General features: G+C 63.8%; 15 protein-coding genes. 13 read left to right on the top strand and 2 right to left on the bottom strand.

The window, feature by feature from the left end:
- The first annotated feature begins 273 nt into the window (after positions 1–273).
- The 9 genes from IEX53_RS06290 (at position 274) to IEX53_RS06250 (ending at position 10626) form a co-directional block, all read left to right on the top strand.
- Complete coding sequence (locus IEX53_RS06290; RefSeq protein WP_188822564.1) at positions 274–1203, top strand: MurR/RpiR family transcriptional regulator; 930 nt, start codon at positions 274–276, stop codon at positions 1201–1203.
- Positions 1200–2174: an isoaspartyl peptidase/L-asparaginase family protein gene (locus IEX53_RS06285; RefSeq protein ID WP_188822562.1), complete on the top strand. Its 975-nt coding sequence runs from the start codon at positions 1200–1202 to the stop codon at positions 2172–2174. The genes IEX53_RS06290 and IEX53_RS06285 overlap by 4 nt, the downstream gene beginning before the upstream one ends.
- Before the next feature lie 18 nt (positions 2175–2192).
- Complete coding sequence (locus tag IEX53_RS06280) at positions 2193–4097, top strand: dipeptide ABC transporter ATP-binding protein (protein ID WP_188822561.1); 1905 nt, start codon at positions 2193–2195, stop codon at positions 4095–4097.
- Between the two features lie 33 nt (positions 4098–4130).
- Positions 4131–5684: a glutathione ABC transporter substrate-binding protein GsiB gene (gene gsiB, locus IEX53_RS06275; RefSeq protein ID WP_188822559.1), complete on the top strand. Its 1554-nt coding sequence runs from the start codon at positions 4131–4133 to the stop codon at positions 5682–5684.
- A gap of 81 nt (positions 5685–5765) precedes the next feature.
- Entirely contained in the window at positions 5766–6686 is a 921-nt protein-coding gene (gene gsiC / locus IEX53_RS06270; protein WP_188822557.1) for a glutathione ABC transporter permease GsiC, read from the top strand.
- A 10-nt stretch (positions 6687–6696) separates the two neighbouring features.
- The gene (gsiD, locus tag IEX53_RS06265) at positions 6697–7596 is read left to right on the top strand and encodes a glutathione ABC transporter permease GsiD (protein WP_188822555.1); all 900 of its coding nucleotides are present in this window, start codon (positions 6697–6699) and stop codon (positions 7594–7596) included.
- A 246-nt stretch (positions 7597–7842) separates the two neighbouring features.
- Positions 7843–8907 carry a DmpA family aminopeptidase gene (locus IEX53_RS06260; protein ID WP_236016064.1) on the top strand — a complete coding sequence of 355 codons (1065 nt, stop codon included), beginning with the start codon at positions 7843–7845 and terminating at the stop codon, positions 8905–8907.
- Positions 8904–9722, top strand: a complete 819-nt coding sequence (locus IEX53_RS06255; protein ID WP_188822552.1) for a M55 family metallopeptidase — start codon at positions 8904–8906, stop codon at positions 9720–9722. The genes IEX53_RS06260 and IEX53_RS06255 overlap by 4 nt, the downstream gene beginning before the upstream one ends.
- 37 nt (positions 9723–9759) lie before the next feature.
- On the top strand, positions 9760–10626 hold the full coding sequence (locus tag IEX53_RS06250; RefSeq protein WP_188822550.1) for a D-amino-acid transaminase: 867 nt from the start codon (positions 9760–9762) through the stop codon (positions 10624–10626).
- Between the two features lie 17 nt (positions 10627–10643).
- Here IEX53_RS06250 and IEX53_RS06245 read toward each other — a convergent pair whose 3' ends face one another.
- The gene (locus IEX53_RS06245) at positions 10644–11573 is read right to left on the bottom strand and encodes a LysR substrate-binding domain-containing protein (protein WP_188822548.1); all 930 of its coding nucleotides are present in this window, start codon (positions 11571–11573) and stop codon (positions 10644–10646) included.
- A gap of 145 nt (positions 11574–11718) precedes the next feature.
- Here IEX53_RS06245 and IEX53_RS06240 point away from each other — a divergent pair, with 145 nt between their 5' ends.
- The 3 genes from IEX53_RS06240 (at position 11719) to fhuB (ending at position 16937) form a co-directional block, all read left to right on the top strand.
- Positions 11719–13848: a TonB-dependent siderophore receptor gene (locus IEX53_RS06240; protein ID WP_188822546.1), complete on the top strand. Its 2130-nt coding sequence runs from the start codon at positions 11719–11721 to the stop codon at positions 13846–13848.
- A 7-nt stretch (positions 13849–13855) separates the two neighbouring features.
- Positions 13856–14740, top strand: coding sequence for an ABC transporter substrate-binding protein (locus tag IEX53_RS06235; RefSeq protein ID WP_188822544.1), 885 nt, complete (start codon positions 13856–13858; stop codon positions 14738–14740).
- A 229-nt stretch (positions 14741–14969) separates the two neighbouring features.
- Positions 14970–16937 (top strand): Fe(3+)-hydroxamate ABC transporter permease FhuB, encoded by a 1968-nt coding sequence (gene fhuB / locus IEX53_RS06230; RefSeq protein WP_188822543.1) that lies wholly within the window; start codon positions 14970–14972, stop codon positions 16935–16937.
- Between the two features lie 252 nt (positions 16938–17189).
- On the opposite strand, the gene IEX53_RS23805 is transcribed toward fhuB, so the two are convergent.
- Positions 17190–17366 carry a hypothetical protein gene (locus IEX53_RS23805; protein ID WP_236016063.1) on the bottom strand — a complete coding sequence of 59 codons (177 nt, stop codon included), beginning with the start codon at positions 17364–17366 and terminating at the stop codon, positions 17190–17192.
- A 48-nt stretch (positions 17367–17414) separates the two neighbouring features.
- Between IEX53_RS23805 and IEX53_RS06220 the strand changes: the two genes are divergently transcribed.
- A complete protein-coding gene (locus IEX53_RS06220) occupies positions 17415–17903 on the top strand; it encodes an IclR family transcriptional regulator domain-containing protein (protein ID WP_236016062.1) in 489 nt (162 codons plus the stop codon).
- Positions 17904–17962 lie beyond the last annotated feature (59 nt).

The raw sequence follows: 17962 nt of genomic DNA, 5'->3' as shown, positions 1-17962 counted from the left end.
ACAATTACTTGTCGGTCCGTGGCCGGGCGCGGCAAAAACCTACCTTGGTGCACTGCTTTCGCCGTAGCGGCCTCAGATCGGGGCCGTCAGTCGGGGTCCAGATGTAATCCCCGGCCAAGCTTATATGCTGCCAGCCAAGCGGGGTGATATATTTGCTCACATCCGGCAGCGTCCCCTTGCGCGCGATAAAAAAATATCGTTAGCTACCTCACAATGAAAATTTTCAATCACGAGCCGAAACAACGGCGCGGATGAGGCGGAACAGGTTTTGAGATGACGGTGCTTCCCGGCAATCCATCTATCGCGCAACGCATAGCGCATGCCGCGCTGTCGCCATCGCACCGGCAGATCGCGGATTATGTGCTCGATCATCCCCTGCGGGTCGCGGCCATGCCGATCGATGAGCTCGCCGCCGCGACCGGCGTTTCCGTCGCCACCGCCAATCGTTTTGCAAGGGCGCTCGATTTCGAAGGCTATGCGCAGTTCCGCGCGGCGCTGGTGCTCGGCTTCGAGGCGGCGTTGGCCCCGGTGGAGAAGCTGCGCAGCAAGCTCGACCAGTCAGCCGGCGTTGCCGATGTGTTTTCCGCCGCCCTTGCCGATATGACCGGCAATATCGAACGGACCCGGCAGGGGCTGGATGCGGGAGAATGCGCCCGCGCCGTCGAGGCCATTCTTGCCGCCAGACGGGTTTTCATCATGGGCTATGGCAGCAGCAGCTGGCTCGGCGGCCTGCTCCTGCGCAATCTCGAGCTCTATTGCGAGAACGTGCAGCTCCTCGCGAATGTCGAGGGATCCTCCTATGCCGCCCGAGTGCTGCATCGTCTGAAGCCAGACGATCTGGTCATCGCCATCGCCTTCCCTCGCTATTTCACCGATACGGTCTGGCTGGCGCGGCGCGTGCACGAGGCCGGAGTCAAGCTCGTTGCCCTGACCGACGGCCCCAATTCCCCCATCGCGCCGCTTGCTGAAATCGCGCTCTATGCGAGCACCGAGAGCCAGTATTACGCCAGCTCCGACGCCAGTGCGCTGGCTTTGATCGAAGCGCTCAACAGCGCGGTCTCCCATGCCTCCGGCCTGTCGGTCAAGGCGGCGCAGCAGCTGACCGAGGCCGTACTGCCCTGGCTGCATGGCAGCCACTCCGACAGGCTGCGCCCGGTTGTTGAAGGGCGCAAGATCACTACCCCGCGCAAGGAACCGAAATGACCTCCATCCGACCCGTCATCGCCATTCACGGCGGAGCAGGCACGCTCACCCGGGCAAGCATGAGCCCCGCCCAGGAAGCTGCCTACCATGCCGCGCTCACCGAAATCCTCGCTGAGGCGCAGCAGGCTTTGGGCAGCGGCGCGGCGGCGCTCGACGTCGTCGGGCAGGCAGTCAGGCGGCTCGAGGATAATCCGCTGTTCAACGCCGGGCGCGGCGCCGTGTTTACCCGCGCGGCTACCCACGAGCTCGACGCGGCGGTGATGGACGGCGCGACGCTGCGGGCGGGAGCGGTGGCGGGCGTCAGCCATATCCGCAACCCGGTTCTCGCCGCCCGCGCAGTGCTCGACCAGGGCGAGCACGTGCTGATGTCCGGCCTCGGCGCGGAAGCGATGGCGCGCGAAATGGGGCTGGAGATGGTGGAGCCTTCATATTTCTCCATCGAATTCCGCCGCGAGCAGCTTCACCGCGTTCAGGGAACGGCACAATCAGTTCTCGACCATGATGGCGGCGGCAGGCCGCTTGACGAGGACCGGAAGTTCGGCACTGTCGGCGCGGTTGTGCTCGATATCAATGGCAATCTCGCCGCTGCCACCTCCACCGGCGGCGTCACCAACAAGCGGCCCGGGCGCGTCAGCGATTCCGCGCTGATCGGCGCGGGAACCTATGCCGACAACCGGACGGCGGCGATTTCCTGCACGGGCCTTGGCGAAGCCTTCATTCGCACCGTCGCCAGCCATGATCTCGCCGCGCGTATGGCCTATGCGGGCGCGACGCTGGACGAGGCGGCGCGGCAGATCGTGATGGAGATATTGCCGCCCGTTGGCGGGCGTGGCGGTCTCATCGCCGTCGACGCGAAAGGCAATATCTCGCTGCCCTTCAACACCGAGGGGATGTACCGCGGATACGCCCGCGTCGGCGACACCGTCCACACCGCCATCTTCGAACATCCGTCCGGTATTTCCGCCTTTTAAGATCGAGTGGGATCGTCCATGGCTTCTTCCGCAACCCTCACCGCTCCTCATCCCGTCCAACCGCCCGCGCTGGCGGAGGGGCAGGTTTTGGATGTTCGCAACCTCACGGTGCGCTTCTCCACCTCGGAGCGAGTGGTGACGGCGGTCAACGATCTCTCCTTCCAGGTCGGGCGGGGCGAAACGCTGGCCATCGTCGGCGAGTCCGGCTCGGGCAAATCGGTCACCTCGCTCGCGCTGATGCGCCTGGTGGAGCATGGCGGCGGTCGCATCGCCTCCGGAGCCATGAATTTCCGCCGCCGCTCGGGCGCGGTGCTCGATCTGGCGCGTGCGAACAATGCGGCGATGCGCTCCATTCGCGGCGCGGACATCGCCATGATCTTCCAGGAGCCGATGACGTCGTTGAACCCGGTCTTCACCGCCGGGGACCAGATCGCCGAGGCGATCCGCGTTCATCAGGGCAAGAACCCCAGCGCGGCGCGGGCCGAAGCGCTGCGGATGCTCGATCTGGTGCGCATTCCCGAGGCGCGCAATGTGCTCGACCGCTATCCGCACCAGCTCTCCGGCGGCATGCGCCAGCGCGTGATGATCGCCATGGCGCTTTCCTGCAAGCCATCGCTGCTCATCGCCGACGAGCCGACCACCGCGCTCGACGTCACCATTCAGGCGCAGATCCTTCAGCTCATTCGCGTCTTGCAGGAAGAGATGAAGATGGGCGTGGTGTTCATCACCCACGACATGGGTGTCGTTGCGGAAGTTGCCGACCGCGTTCTGGTGATGTGCCGCGGCGACAAGGTGGAGGAAGGTCCTTCCGAAACCGTGTTCTCCGCGCCGCGCCATCCGTACACGCGGGCCCTCCTCTCCGCCGTGCCCCGCCTCGGCGCGATGACGGGCACCGATTTGCCGCGCAAATTCGACCTGCTGCGTGTCGATGCGCAAGAGGCTCCCGTTGAGGCCGCGCCGCAGGATACGGTACAGCCTGACACCGCCCCCATCCTGCGCGTGAAGGATCTGATGACGCGCTTCGACATCCGCGGCGGCCTTATGAACCGCGTGACGCGGCGGGTTCACGCCGTCGAGAAGGTCAGTTTCGACCTCCATCCGGGGGAAACGCTGGCGCTGGTGGGCGAATCCGGCTGCGGCAAGTCCACCACCGGGCGCTCGCTGCTGCGGCTGGTCAACAGCCAGGGTGGCGCGATCGAGTTTGACGGACGCAACGTTCTGAACCTGCCGAAAAGCGAGTTGCGCAGCCTCAGGCGCAACATCCAGTTCATCTTTCAGGACCCGTTCGCCTCGCTCGACCCGCGCGTCACCGTCGGCTTCTCCATCATGGAGCCGCTGCTGGTGCATGGCGTGGCCAAGGGGCGGAAGGCGGAGGAGCGCGTCGAATGGCTGCTGCAGAAGGTCGGACTCTCGCCCGCCCATGCCCAGCGCTATCCGCACGAATTTTCCGGCGGCCAGCGCCAGCGCATCGCCATTGCCCGCGCCCTCGCGCTGAACCCCAAGGTGGTGATCGCCGACGAGGCGGTGTCCGCGCTCGACGTTTCGATCCAGGCGCAGATCGTCAATCTGATGCTCGATCTGCAGCGAGAACTGGGCGTCGCCTATCTCTTCATCTCGCACGACATGGCGGTGGTCGAGCGCATCAGCCATCGCGTGGCGGTGATGTATCTGGGCCAGATCGTCGAGATCGGCCCGCGCCGCGCCATTTTCGAAAACCCGCAGCATCCCTATACGCGCAAGCTCATGGCCGCTGTCCCGGTTGCGGATCCGGCCCGCCGTCATTTGCGCCGCGAGCCGGCCACCGACGAGTTGCCGAGCCCGGTGCGCGCCATCGGCGACGAGCCCATGGTCGAGCCACTTGTCGAGGTCGGCCCCGGTCATTTCGTCGCCCATCACCCCGTCGGCGTCTTCGGACGCGGATAAACTCTCAATATCAACAACAGAGGGAACATTAGCATGACCAGAATTCTCCACCGGGGCCGCCGATTGGCTCTTGGACTTCTCGCCCTGACAGCGCTCGGCGCCGGACCGGCGCTTGCGGCGGAAACGCCCGTGCTCGCCATCTCCAATCCGCCCGAAACGCTCGACCCCTACAACACCAACACGACGCTGACCACCGCAGTCACCAAATCCTTCTACGAGGGCCTGTTCGGCTTCGACAAGGACCTGAAAGTGCAGCCGGTGCTGGCCGAGAGCTACACCGTCTCCGACGATGGCCTCGTCTATACGTTCAAGCTGCGCCAGGGCGTAAAATTCCATGACGGCACCGACTTCAACTCCGAGGCCGTCAAGGTCACGCTGGATCGCGTGATGAACAAGGACAACAAGCTTCTGCGCTACAACCAGTTCAACCGCGTCGCCAAGGTGGAAGCGACCGGGCCTTACGAAGTGAAGGTCACTCTGAAGGAGCCGTTCAGCCCCTTCATCAACACGCTCGCCCATGCTTCGGCGGCGATCATCTCGCCGGCGGCGCTCGCCAAATACGGCAACAAGGACATCGCGCTTCATCCGGTTGGCACCGGCCCGTTCGTCTTCGAGGAATGGAAGCAGACCGACCACGTCAAGGGCAAGAAGTTCGACGGCTATTGGAAGCAAGGCTACCCGAAGATCGACGCCATCATCTGGAAGCCGGTGCCCGAGAACAACACCCGCTCAGCGATGCTGCAGACCGGCGAGGCGGACTTCGCTTATACGCTGCCCTATGAGCAGGCGAAGGCCTTGCAGGCCAATGACAAGCTCAATGTGACGGTCGCTCCCTCGATCATCATGCGCTATGTCAGCTTCAACATGCTGCAGAAGCCGTTCGACGACATCCGCGTGCGCCAGGCGATCAACTACGCCATCAATAGGGAGGCGCTCGCCAAGGTCGCCTTCAACGGTTTCGCGGCCCCGGCCCAAGGCTATGTGCCTGATGGTGTGGCCTTTGCCCACAAGATCGACCCCTCGCCCTACGATCCGGCCAAGGCGCGTGAGCTTCTGAAGGAGGCAGGCTTTCCTGATGGATTCGAAACGACGCTCTGGAGCGGCTACAACACCACCACGGCGCAGAAGACGATCCAGTTCCTGCAGCAGCAGCTAGCCCAGGTGGGCATCAAGGCCAAGATCCGGGCGCTCGAACCCGGCGAGCGCACGGAACTCGTCAACGCATGGCCCGATCCGAAGACCGCCCCCGTGCGCATGTATTATATCGGCTGGTCGTCCTCGACCGGCGAGACCGACTGGGCGCTGCGTCCGCTGCTTGGCACAGAAGCCTGGGCCCCCGGTCTCAACAACACCGCCTATTACAGCAACAAGACGGTGGATGAGCTTCTCGCCAAGGCGCTGCGTACGACCAAAGATGACGAGAAAGCCGACCTTTACAAGCAGGCTCAAGAGCAGATCGCCAAGGACGTGCCCTGGGCGCCCCTGGTGACTGAGAAAATCCTCTACGCCACTTCGAAGCGCCTGTCGGGCGTCTATGTTCAGCCCGACGGCAACATCGATTCCAGCGAGATCACCGTTACGCAGTAACGCATCCCGCTGGGCCGGCGCGCACTGCAATCCCCCGCGGTGCGCGCCGGGCTTTTCCCTCATCCATCGCAGGGCTGAACCATGCTCCATTATTTCCTGAAACGGCTCATGGGCTTGATCCCGACGCTGTTGATCGTTTCAGTGCTCGTCTTCCTTTTCGTGCATATGCTGCCCGGCGACCCGGCGCGGCTTGCGGCGGGGCAGGACGCGGACGAGCAGACGATCGCGCTGGTGCGCAGCGAGCTGGGGCTGGACCGGCCATTGCCCGAACAGTTCGTCACCTATTTCGGCCATTTGCTCGAGGGCAATCTCGGCACCTCGATCCGCACACGCCGCCCGGTCTCGACCGAGATTGCGGAGCGCTTCATGCCGACACTGCTGCTCACCGTCACCAGCATGGTCTGGGCCGTCGCCTTCGGCATGGGTATCGGCATTGTTTCCGCCGTTTACCGCAATCAATGGCCCGACAGGCTCGGCATGGCGCTGGCGGTATCGGGCATCTCCTTCCCCGCCTTCGCGCTTGGAATGCTGCTCATGCAGGTTTTCTCCGTCCAGCTCGGCTGGCTGCCGACGGTGGGCGCGGATGGCTGGAGGAACTACATCCTGCCGTCGCTGACGCTCGGCGCGGCGGTCGCCGCTGTCATGGCGCGCTTCACCCGCGCCTCCTTCGTCGATGTGATCAGCGAAGATTTCGTGCGCACCGCGCGGGCCAAGGGCCTCAACGAGCGCGTCGTGATCGCCAAGCACTGCCTGCGTAATGCGCTGATCCCTGTCGTGACCATGATGGGCCTGCAATTCGGCTTCCTGCTCGGCGGCTCCATCGTCGTAGAGGCGGTGTTCAACTGGCCGGGGCTGGGGCGTCTGCTGGTCGATTCCGTCAACCAGCGTGACTACCCCGTCATCCAGGGGCTGGTGCTCCTGTTCTCGCTGGAATTCATCCTGATCAATCTCATCGTGGATGTGCTCTATGGCTTCATCAATCCCACTATCCGCTACAAGTGAGGCAATGACGATGAGTGAAACCATTCCGCTCGACCCCAGCCTTGCCGCCGCCGCGGAAGCCGTGCGCACGCCGTGGAGCGAATTCTGGCGCAAATTCCGCAAGCAGCCGGTGGCGCTCGTGGCGCTCGGCTTCGTGGCGCTGCTCGTGCTTCTGGCGGTGCTCGCGCCCTGGATCGCGCCTTACGACGCGGAGAATTATTTCGACTACGACCAGATCAATGCCGGGCCGTCACTAACGCATTGGCTTGGCGTCGATCCGCTCGGACGCGATATTTTCAGCCGCATCCTGATGGGCGCGCGCATTTCGCTGGCGACAGGCATTCTGTCGGTGGCGCTCGGCGGACTGGTGGGCACAGTGCTCGGCCTGCTCGCCGGCTACTATGAAGGCTGGTGGGACCGCATCGTCATGCGCATATCGGACGTGCTCTTCGCCTTCCCCGGCATTCTGCTTGCCATTGGCGTCGTCGCCATTCTCGGCAGCTCCATGATCAATGTGGTGGTTGCGGTATCGGTGTTCTCGGTTCCCGCCTTCGCCCGCCTGGTGCGCGGCAACACGCTGGTTCTGAAGCAGATGACCTATATCGAGGCGGTAAGAAGCATCGGCGCGTCGGACTGGACCATTCTCGTGCGCCACATCCTGCCGGGGACGATTTCCTCCATCGTCGTCTATTTCACCATGCGGCTCGGCACCTCCATCATCACCGCCGCCAGCCTCTCCTTTCTGGGCATGGGCGCACAGCCGCCGACGCCCGAATGGGGCGCGATGCTCAACGATGCCCGCGCCGACATGGTCAATGCCCCGCATGTGGCCCTGTTTCCCAGCCTCGCGATTTTCTTCACCGTGCTGGCGTTCAATCTGCTGGGGGATGGTTTGCGCGATGCGCTCGATCCGAAGATTGATCGGACGTGAGGGGCGTGTGAAAGTGGAAACGCTGGTTCCAGGCATCACCCCCCTCTGCCCTGCCGGACATCTCCCCCACAGGGGGGGAGATTGGACTTCATCGATGGCGGACCCCAACCCTGCAACGTCGGAGATTGGCGAAAGGGGACCTGACAGCCAATCTCCCCCCTTGTGGGGGAGATGCCCGGCAGGGCGGAGGGGAGTACTGTCCCGCCGACCTTCCCGGCTAGAATTAAAATTCACCAGGAGGGGGCGTTGAAAAACTCCCCCTTCCCGCCCCATATCGGCGCGCTTAAACCCGGCCCGCGCAATACAATCGCCGACGTAGCGGGCGTCACGGTCGGTCACACGACCCTTGCCGACGGCCCCATCCAGACCGGCGTCACCGCCATTCGCCCCCATGCCGGCGATGTCTATCGCGACCGGGTTCCCGCCTCCGCCACGGTGCTGAACGGTTTCGGCAAAAGCATCGGGCTGATGCAGGTCGAAGAGCTTGGCGTGCTGGAAACGCCGATTGCGCTGACAAATACCTTTTCGGTCGCATCGGTTGCGCAGGCGCAGATCCGCCAATGCGTGGCAGCTAATCCGCAATGCGGGCGGCGGCTGCCGACGGTCAATCCACTCGTTTTCGAGTGCAATGACGGCTATCTCAACGACATCCAGGCGATGGCGGTCACCGGGGAGCATTATCTCGGCGCGTGCATGGCCGCCGGTCCCGATTTCGCGCAAGGCGCGGTGGGGGCCGGGCGGGGCATGTCGAGCTTCGGCGTCAAGGGGGGCATCGGCAGCGCCTCGCGCATTGCGGTGCTTTCCGGCGGGGCCGAATACACGGTCGGCGCGTTGGTGCTGTCGAATTTCGGCCGGCCGGCGCAATTGATGCTGGCGGGCCGCGCCATCGGCTTGACGCTTGCGGAGAGGCTTGCCACTGCCGGCGAGCCGGAGAAAGGCTCGATCATCCTCATCATCGCCACCAACGCGCCGCTCGACGCGCGGCAATTGCGCCGCCTTTCTTTGCGCGCCGGAGCGGGGCTGGCGCGCACCGGCTCGGTGTTCGGCCATGGCAGCGGCGACATCGCGCTCGCCTTCTCCACCGCCTATACGGTGCCGCAGGATGTCTCCCGCCCCATGCCCCAGATCGCCATGCTGCATGACGCGCTCATCGACCCGCTGTTCCAGGCGGTGGCCGATAGCGCGGAGCAGGCAATCATCCATGCGCTCTGGCATGCCGAAACGGTGGAGGGCCGCGACGGGCATCGTCGCCGGGCGCTTCTCGATGTGATGGCGGACCAGACTTCCCTGTTTTCGGAGCAAACCCCATGAAAATTCTCATCTCCGTCGATATTGAGGGCGTCGCCGGAGTCTACCACCCAGAGCAGACCCGGTCCGGCAATCCCGAATATGAGCGCGCGCGCCTTTTGATGGTGCACGAGGCGAACGCGGCGATTGCCGGGGCCTTCGACGCGGGGGCGGATGAAGTCCTCGTCAACGACTCCCATGGCGGCTTCCGCAACATGCCGCCCGATCTCCTCGACCCGCGCGCGCTCGCAGTGCAGGGCAAGCCGCGCTACTTGAGCATGATGTCCGGGGTGGAGCAGGGTGTCGACGCGGTCTGCCTTGTCGGCTATCATTCCCGCGCCCATGGCCGCGGCATCCTCGCCCATACCATCAACAGCTTCGCCTTCGCTCGGGTCGAATTCAACGGCATGGAACTGGGCGAAGCCGGGATTTACGGCGCCCTCGCCGGGGAATATGGCGCTCCGGTCATCCTGGCGAGCGGCGATGATGTGTTCATTGCCGAAAACCGCGATCTCTTCCCCGATACGGTGTTCGTTGAGACCAAGCGCGCCTATGGCTGCAACAGCGGGACGAGCCTTTCGCCAGAGCGAGCGCGGGCGGCGATCCGGGAAGGAATGAAGGCAGCGCTGGAGCGGGCGGAAAGGGTGAAGCCCTTCGTGCTGCAAGGCTCCATCGAAGCGCGCATCCGAGCGCAGACGCCTGCGCTAGCCGATCTCTTTTGCCAATGGCCGGACCTGACGCGGCTTTCCGGTGATGAGCTCAGTTTCCGTGCGCCAAATGTCGAGACAGCGGTGCGCATCATCAATTGCCTCTCCGCCATGTCCACCATGCTGCGCTGAACCCGATTTATCCCCTCTCACCCGGAAAGATACCCCCATGGCACCCCTTTCATACCCCCGTATCGCCTATGTAAACGGCCAGTATCTCCCTCTCAAAGAGGCACATATCCCTGTGATGGACCGGGGTTTCCTGTTCGGCGACGGCATCTATGAAGTGACGGCGCTCATCGAGGGACGGATCGCGGACAATGAGGCGCATCTGAAACGCCTCGACCGTTCGCTGGGAGAAATCGGCATTCCCAACCCGCACACGCAGGAGGAATGGACGGCGATCCAGCAGGAGCTGATAGCCCGCAACAATCTCACCGAAGGGCTCATCTATATTGAGGTGACGCGCGGTGTCTTCGAGCGCGATTTCCTCTGCCCCGCCGATCTGAAGCCCACCGTGGTGATGTTCACGCAAGCCAAATCCGTGCGCGCCAATGCCGGGTTGGCGAAGGGCGCTGCCGTCATCACCGTGCCTGACCTGCGCTGGGCGCGCCGCGACATCAAATCCGTTTCGCTGCTGGCGCAGGTGCTGGCCAAGCAGGCGGCGGCGCGCGCCGGGGCCAATGAGGCCTGGATGGTGGAAGACGGCGTCGTCACCGAAGGCGCCTCCTCGACGGCCTTCATCGTGACGGGGCTCAACGAGATCATCTCCCGCCCGCTCTCCCACGCGGTGCTGCCGGGCGTGACCCGCCGCGCCATTTTACGGCTGGTGGAGGAAAAGAACCTCGCCTTTGTGGAACGCACCTTCACGGTGGAGGAAGCCCTTTGCGCCAGCGAGGCCTTCTTCACCAGCGCCTCGACCATCGTCATGCCTGTTGTCTCCATCGACGGCCAGCCGATTGGCGACGGCAAGCCCGGCGCGCTCGCGCTCGAACTGCGCGAACTCTATATCGAGACCCTGCTCGCGAGCGAGTGAATTCGGCCCAAGCGCTATCATTTCCGTGCATTCATCGCCCGATGATGAGCGATGAATGCACGCACTACCGGGGAGCTCTCGCTCTTTCGATAGGCCACCGCGAGCTCCGTCGCGATGTTGTTGCGGTCAAGCGGCAGATAGCGCACGCCGGGCAGGCGTAGATATTCCACCATGCTTTGCGGCACCAGGGCGATGCCGAGGCCGACGGCGATCATGCTGGCGGTCGTGGTGAAATCGCGGCCGCTCGTGTTGATAACAGGCGTAAAGCCCGCGTCGGCGCAGGCCGCTATCGTGTTGGCATGAAAGCCTACGTCGGGCGGCTGCTTCGGCGTGATGAAGGTTTCGCCGGCAAGATCGGCAAGATTTATAACCGACCGGGAGGCCAGCGGATGCGTGGCGGGAAGCGCCGCCACCAGCGGCTCGCGAAGCACGGTGGTGACCTTGAGCCCGGGCGGGATGGATGCAGGGGGCCGGATATAGCCGAAATCGAGCTCTCCCTCCATGATCTGCGCCAGCTGCTGGCGCATCTCGATCTGGACAAGCTGGAGCTCTACTTCCGGATAGTCCGCCCTGAATGAGGAGAGCGTTTCGGTCAGCGCGCCGGACCAGGCGGCGGATACGACATAGCCGATCATGATCCGGCCCGTTTGCCCGCGGCCCACGCGCCGGAGCTGAGCAAGGGTCGCTTCCGCCTGTCCAACGATCTTGCGGGCGTCCTCGTAAAGAATCTCTCCGGTCGCGGTCAGGTGAACCGAGCGCTTCGCGCGGTCGATGAGCGGTAGTCCCACCAGCGCCTCCAGCTTCAGAATCTGCTGACTCAAGCCCGGCTGCGCGATCCCTAGCCGCGCGGCGGCACGCTCGAAATTCCGCTCCTCCACCAGGGCGATGAAATAGCGCAAATGCCTGAGTTCCAATTCCGGCCCGCGCTGCCTCGACCTGATGTTCATCGGACCAAATTCTCCTGCTTATGCTCTGGGTATTTATCAGAAGTTTTGCTTATGGAAAATCCATCGATCGCTTATTGGATTCATATATATGCCCTCTGTTAAAGATGACGGAAAATATCCAGATTAATTGCGGGTGGGCTGCGTCATGCGTCATTTTCGGTTTCAGCTTCTTTTGAGCACCTCGCTCTTGAGCCTCGGCGCGGGTGTGGCAGCGTCCGTAGCCCAGGAGAAGGAGGGCATCACGCTTGCCCCCATCGTCGTGAATAGCGGCACGGCCAAGGAAGACCCGAAAGCTCCGGTCAAAGGCTATGTCGCCAACTCGAGCGCCAGCGCGACGAAGACGGGTACGCCGCTCGTCGAAACGCAGCAATCGGTTTCGGTGGTCACCCGTGACGAGATCGAGGCGCGCAATACGCAGACGCTGGGCGGCATCCTCAACTATACGCCGGGCGTGGTGGGCGAGCCCTATGGCGCCGACCCGCGTTTCGACGCGCCGGTCATACGGGGTTTCAACGGAGGGCAGGCGCAGTTCCTCAACGGCCTTCGCATGATGCGCACGGCAGGGGCGCCAGCGGTCGATGTCTATGGGCTGGAGCGCGTGGAGGTGCTGCGCGGACCGGCCTCGGTCATGTATGGGCAGGGCAATCCCGGCGGTCTCATCAACATGATCAGCAAGCGGCCGGTGTTCGAAAGTTTCGGAGAGGTGGGGCTCCAGGGCGGGAGCTACGAGACGTTCGGCGGGTTCTTCGATCTCGGCGGGCCGGTGAAGGAGAGCCCGGATTGGGCTTACCGGCTGACGGGCCTTGCCCGGACGGCCGGAGCGCAGACGGACAGTCTCGACAATGACCGCTATTTCTTCGCGCCCGCGCTGACGTGGAAGCCGGACGAGGACACGAAACTTACGATCCTGACCAGCATCCAGCACGATAATCCCAGTTCGCCCTCGGGCCTTCCGCCGCAATATACGATCGATTCGAGCGGATACCGGCTGCCCCGCGATTTCTACGTCGGCGACGAGGGCTTCGACGAATCCGGTCGCACGCTCACCAATCTGGGCTATGAACTGGAGCAGCGGCTGGGTGAGACTTGGACCTTCCGCCAAAATGCCCGCTATACGAATTTCGATTGGGAATATCAGTCGCTCGGCATGTCGTCGCTCGGCCTCCTGGCCGATGGCAGGACGCTGCGCCGCAACGCCACCTTCCAGGACGAGCGGCTCAACACCTTCAACATCGACAACAATCTGCAGGCGGAATTCGAGACGGGCGGGCTCGAACATAAGGTGCTGCTCGGGCTCGACTACCGCTATTTCGACAATAATGTGCGCACGCAGTTCTTCCAGGCGACGCCGCTCGATGTGCTCAATCCTGTTCGCGGGCCGGTCTCTTTGATCTCGCAGACCCTCGACACGACCGTCGACAGCGATATGTCGCAAATCGGGCTCTATGCGCAGGATGAGCTTGCCTTCGGCAACTGGCGGGCGACGCTGGCCTTGCGGCAGGACTGGGCCAAGACCTCGGGTACGTCGGCCAATGGGCTGAGCGGCGCGGTGCGTTCTCTCGACCAGGACGATCACAAGCTGACCGGCAGGGCGGGGCTGAGCTACCTCTTCGATAACGGCCTTGCGCCCTATATCAGCTATTCGACCTCCTTCGAGCCGGTTGCGGGGGCGGATGCGCGGACCGGCAATCCCTTCGAGCCGACGAAGGGCGAGCAGGTCGAAGCGGGTATCAAATACCAGCCGGAGGGATGGAACGGCTTCTTCGCCGCCGCCGTCTATGACCTCAGGCAGGAGAATGTGCTGCGCACCATCAACGGCGTTTCCACGCAGATCGGCGAGGTGCATGTGAGGGGCGTCGAGCTGGAAGGCGTGGCGAGCCTTGCGCAGGGGCTCGACCTTCGCGCCGCCTACACCTATACGGATGCGGAAATCGGCGAAGGCGCGGATGACGGAAACCGGGTGGAAAACGTGCCTGAACACGCAGCCAGCCTCTGGCTCAATTACAGCTTCGATGAAAACACGGCGCTGAAGGGCTTCGGCATCGGCGGCGGGGTGCGCTATGTCGGCCAGCGCTACGGCAACAGCGCGAACACATACGATCTCGACGCGGTAACGCTGCTCGACGCCGCGCTGACCTACAGCAAGGATGGATACAAGGCATCGCTCGGCGTGCAGAACATTGCAGACAAGGATTATGTCGCAAGCTGCAGCTCGTTCGGGTGCTATTACGGCGATGGCCGCACGATTACGGGGAAACTGACCTATAGCTGGTAATCCTGTCATGCGCGCCAAAGACCTGGTCAGCCGCCGGGAGATGCTTCTCGGCGCGGCGGCTCTGTTCGCATCGGGCGGAGCCGTGGCGCAAAATATGCCCCGGATCGCCGCAATCGACTGGGCGATGCTGGAGACATCGGTGGCGCTCGGGGCGATGCCGATTGCGGCAACGGAGCTCATCCAGTTCCGTGAAGGTGCGGTGGAACCGGCCATACCGGAGACGGTGGTGGATCTCGGGCTTCGCGGCTCGCCCAATTTCGAGCTTCTGCATTTGCTGAAGCCCGATCTCATATTGATCTCGCCGTTCTATACCCGCCATCAACAGGTGCTGGAGCGGATCGCTCCTATCATGTCCTTGCCATTCTACATTCGCGGCGAGCCTCCTTTTGGCAAGGCGCTTGCCGCTGTCACCGCACTCGGCGAGAAGCTGGGGCGACAGGACCGGGGGAGCCAATTGCTGGCGGATATCGCGCTTCGACTGGAGCACGGGAAAGAGGCGCTCGCGCGTTTTGCCGACCGGCCAACCTATCTCGTTAATATCGGCGATGCCCGCCATGTCCGTATCTTCGGCGCAGACAGCATGTTCGGAGATGTGCTGGCGCGGCTTGGCCTGCCCAATGCCTGGAACGACCGCTCCCGTTTCACCTTCGCCGCGCCGGTGCCGATCGAGAGGCTGGCGGCTGAGAAGGATGCGCGGATCGTCGTCATCTCGGAGATCCCGGTGGAAGCGCGCAGCGGCTTGCGAAACAGCATGATCTGGAACGCGCTCGAACCCGTGCGGCAGGGAAGGGTTCTGTTCCTCGGCAACATCAACCCCTATGGCGGCGTCATCGCCGGAATGCGCTTTGCGCGCCTGTTGCAGGATGCGCTGCTGGCCGAGAGGCGGGGATGATGCGTAGGGCGTTTCATGTTCGACTGGAGACGGCAGCGCCAACCACCCCCCTCTGTCCTGCCGGACATCTCCCCCTCAAGGGGGGAGATTACGCTTTCATCAATGTGGAACATCAATCGCATACGTTGCAGAATGTATGCGGAGGGTTTTATCAGCCAATCTCCCCCTTTGAGGGGGAGATGCCCGGCAGGGCGGAGGGGGGTGCCATCCAGCCAGCACCTTTAGGCGAATGAAATTCAACAAAGCCCCGGCGCTTCTCGCGACAGCATTTCTCGCCGCCGCCTTCCTCTTCGTCCACGAAGCCTCCCTACGCGCGCCCATTTCTGCGTGGCTGCACCTCCTATCCGGCTCTGCGCCGCTCGATATGGAAGCCATCATCCTCGTTCATGGCCTGTTTCCGCGGGCGGCGGTGGCGTTCCTTGCGGGCGCGGCGCTTGGGCTTTCCGGGGCGCTGCTGCAGCAATTGCTGCGCAACCCGATTGCCGACCCGTCTACGCTCGGCATATCCGCAGGGGCGCAACTGGCCATCGTTGCGGCCACGCTCTATTTCCCCGAATTCCTCGACGGGCATCGCAGCATCGTCGCGTTGTCTGGCGCGGCCATTGCGGCGGCGCTGGTTTTCGCGCTCGGCTGGCGCAGGGCGTTCGAGCCGGTGACGATGGTCGTCTGCGGCCTTCTCGTCGGGGTGACGGCGGCTGCATTCTCGGCTGCGCTGACATTGGGGCGGGGCGAATATCTGATGTCGCTGGTGGTCTGGAACGGCGGATCGCTGAGCCAGCAGGACTGGTCGGTCGCCAGGGCGCTGCTCGTCCCCCTCATCTTTTGCGGGGCGTTTGCCGCCTTGCTGCTGCGGCCCTTGCTGCTCCTGGGGTTGGGCGATGCCGGCGCGCGGTCTCTCGGCGTCAGGCTGAAGGGCGTGCGGTTCGCGGTTGCCGGGATCGCCACGGTGCTGGCGGGCTTCGTGGCGGCGAATGTCGGCCTCGTCAGCTTTGTCGGCCTTGCCGCCCCGGCCTTCGTGCGCGGCTGCGGCGTGCGGCGGCCGGCGGCGGTGATCGGCCTCTCCCCACTGGCGGGCGGCCTGTTCCTCTGGTTCTGTGACGGCGCGGTGCAGTTGCTCGCGAACGCTTCCAGCGAAACCTTTCCGACGGGCGCGGTCACGGCGCTGCTCGGCGGCCCGCTTTTGCTATGGCTGCTCCCGAAGGTCCGCGCCGCCGAGCTACGGGAAGAGCGGCAGGCGGACAGCAAGCGCATTGCGTTGAGGAAGGGCATGTTGGTGCTGCTGGCCTTCCTGCCTCTTATCGTGTTCCTCGCCTTCTTCACGGCGCGCACCGGAAGCGGCTGGGCCGTGCTCGACCTCCGCTCCGCCGCCGATATCGCTCCGCTGCGGTGGCCGCGCCTGCTCGCCGCCGCGGGGGCTGGGGGACTGCTGGCACTGACCGGCGCGACCCTCCAGCGCCTCACCGGCAATGCCATGGCGAGCCCGGAGGTGATCGGCGTCAGCGGTGGGGCGGGGCTGGGCTTTGCCGCCGCGCTCAGCTTTTTCGCCGTGGCAAGTCCGGTGCATCTGGTGGCCGGGGCGGCGCTTGGGGGCCTAGCTGCCATGTCGATGGTGCTCGCCTTCGCCAGTCGCCGTCGCCTGCCGCCGGAAAAACTGCTGCTATCGGGCATAGCGGTCGGCTCGTTCAGTTCGTCCGTGCTCTCGGCTCTGATGGCGGCGGGCGACCAGCGGGCGTGGCAAATCCTCGCCTGGATCGGCGGCTCAGCTTCCACCGCCACACCGGGTACCGCCATCTTTCTCGCAATTCTTGCGGCCGTCACGCTCACAATTGCCCTGACTTTCGGGCGCTGGCTGACCATCCTGCCGCTTGGGCCTTCCATGGCGCAAGGCGTCGGGCTTCCCGTCCGGTCAAGCCGCATCGTCATGCTGGCCGTTTGTGGGCTGGCGACAGGGGCAGCCTCGCTCCTGGTCGGCCCGCTCAGCTTCGTCGGCCTGATCGCGCCGCACATCGCCGCGCGGGCGGGCTTCACCACGGCGCGGGATCATCTGGCGGGATCGTTCGCGCTCGGATACCTGCTGATGGCTTTCGCGGATTTCGGCGCGCGCACGGCAACGTTTCCTTATGAACTGCCGCTCGGCCTCTTCGCCGCGATGATCGGCGCGCCATATCTCATATGGATGGTGGGAAGACGTCCGTGACGCGCGCCTAGTCCTCGGAATAGCATGTCCGGACCTATCACGCTTAAGCCAGAAGATCGAACGCTGTTCTCGCCAGGGCCAGCGTGCCGAAAGCGATCGAGCGTTCGTCCGGCTGGTAATCAGGAATCGGCTTGCGGCGGATTTGCGAGGGAACGGTCTTCAAGCCGTTTCAGCACGGCGCCCACCGCCAGCACCGTGGCCGTCTGCAGATCATGGCCGCAGGCATGCATGCAATCGGGTATCTTGCTGGCATTAGGGAAGCCCGGTCTGCTCCTGCATCGGCAGCGCGTCCATGTCGGCGCGGATGAGCAGCATGGGGGCCGCTTTTCTTCCCCTGATATGCCCGACGATTCCGGTGCGTCCGACGCCCGTCTGGTGCTCGATGCCAAGATTGCCGAGCGTTTGCGCAACGAGCGCCGCCGTTCGCACCTCCTCGAAAGCGATTCGGGATATTCGTGGAGCCGTCTGCGGATATCTATGAAGCGGCTTTCATTTTCTTCGACAATCGCTGCGATGAGCGACGTCACGGCAATGGCGGGCATGATTTGTCTCCCTGGATGCGCTCTGGAAATTCAGGAATTGAGATGGCAGGCGGAGAAATGCCTAGGGGCGATCTCCCTTTTATGCAGGCTCCTAAAAGGTGCTGCTCGCCTTCCTGGCGCCCCGGTCCAGGATCAGCTCATTCCCACCGAGATCAAGAAATTCACCGCAAGGACGATTGCCGACAGGGCGAAGCTGAAGGCCGAGTTGCAGCGCATCCGCGAGGCTGGGTACTGCGTCAGCCGAGGCGAGGTGAGTGAGCAGCTTGTATCGGTCGCCGTACCGGTATTGGCCTTCGATGGTTCGGTGATCGCCTCCGTCAACATCGCCGCCCCGGCGTTTCGAACCAGCGACAACGATGTCCAGCGCTATGTTCTTCTGCTGAAAGAAGCAGCGAAGAAAATCTCCGACGGCCTCGGCTGGTAGTTCCTTCGCAAATCAGTGCGACATCGCAACAACTCGCCGCTTTGGCGGCCCGGCCTAGG

The organism is Paramesorhizobium endophyticum, from assembly GCF_014640615.1.
Lineage (GTDB): Bacteria > Pseudomonadota > Alphaproteobacteria > Rhizobiales > Rhizobiaceae > Paramesorhizobium > Paramesorhizobium endophyticum.
Note: the sequence above shows the minus strand (reverse complement) of the source record. Positions and strands in the feature narration are given on the sequence as shown.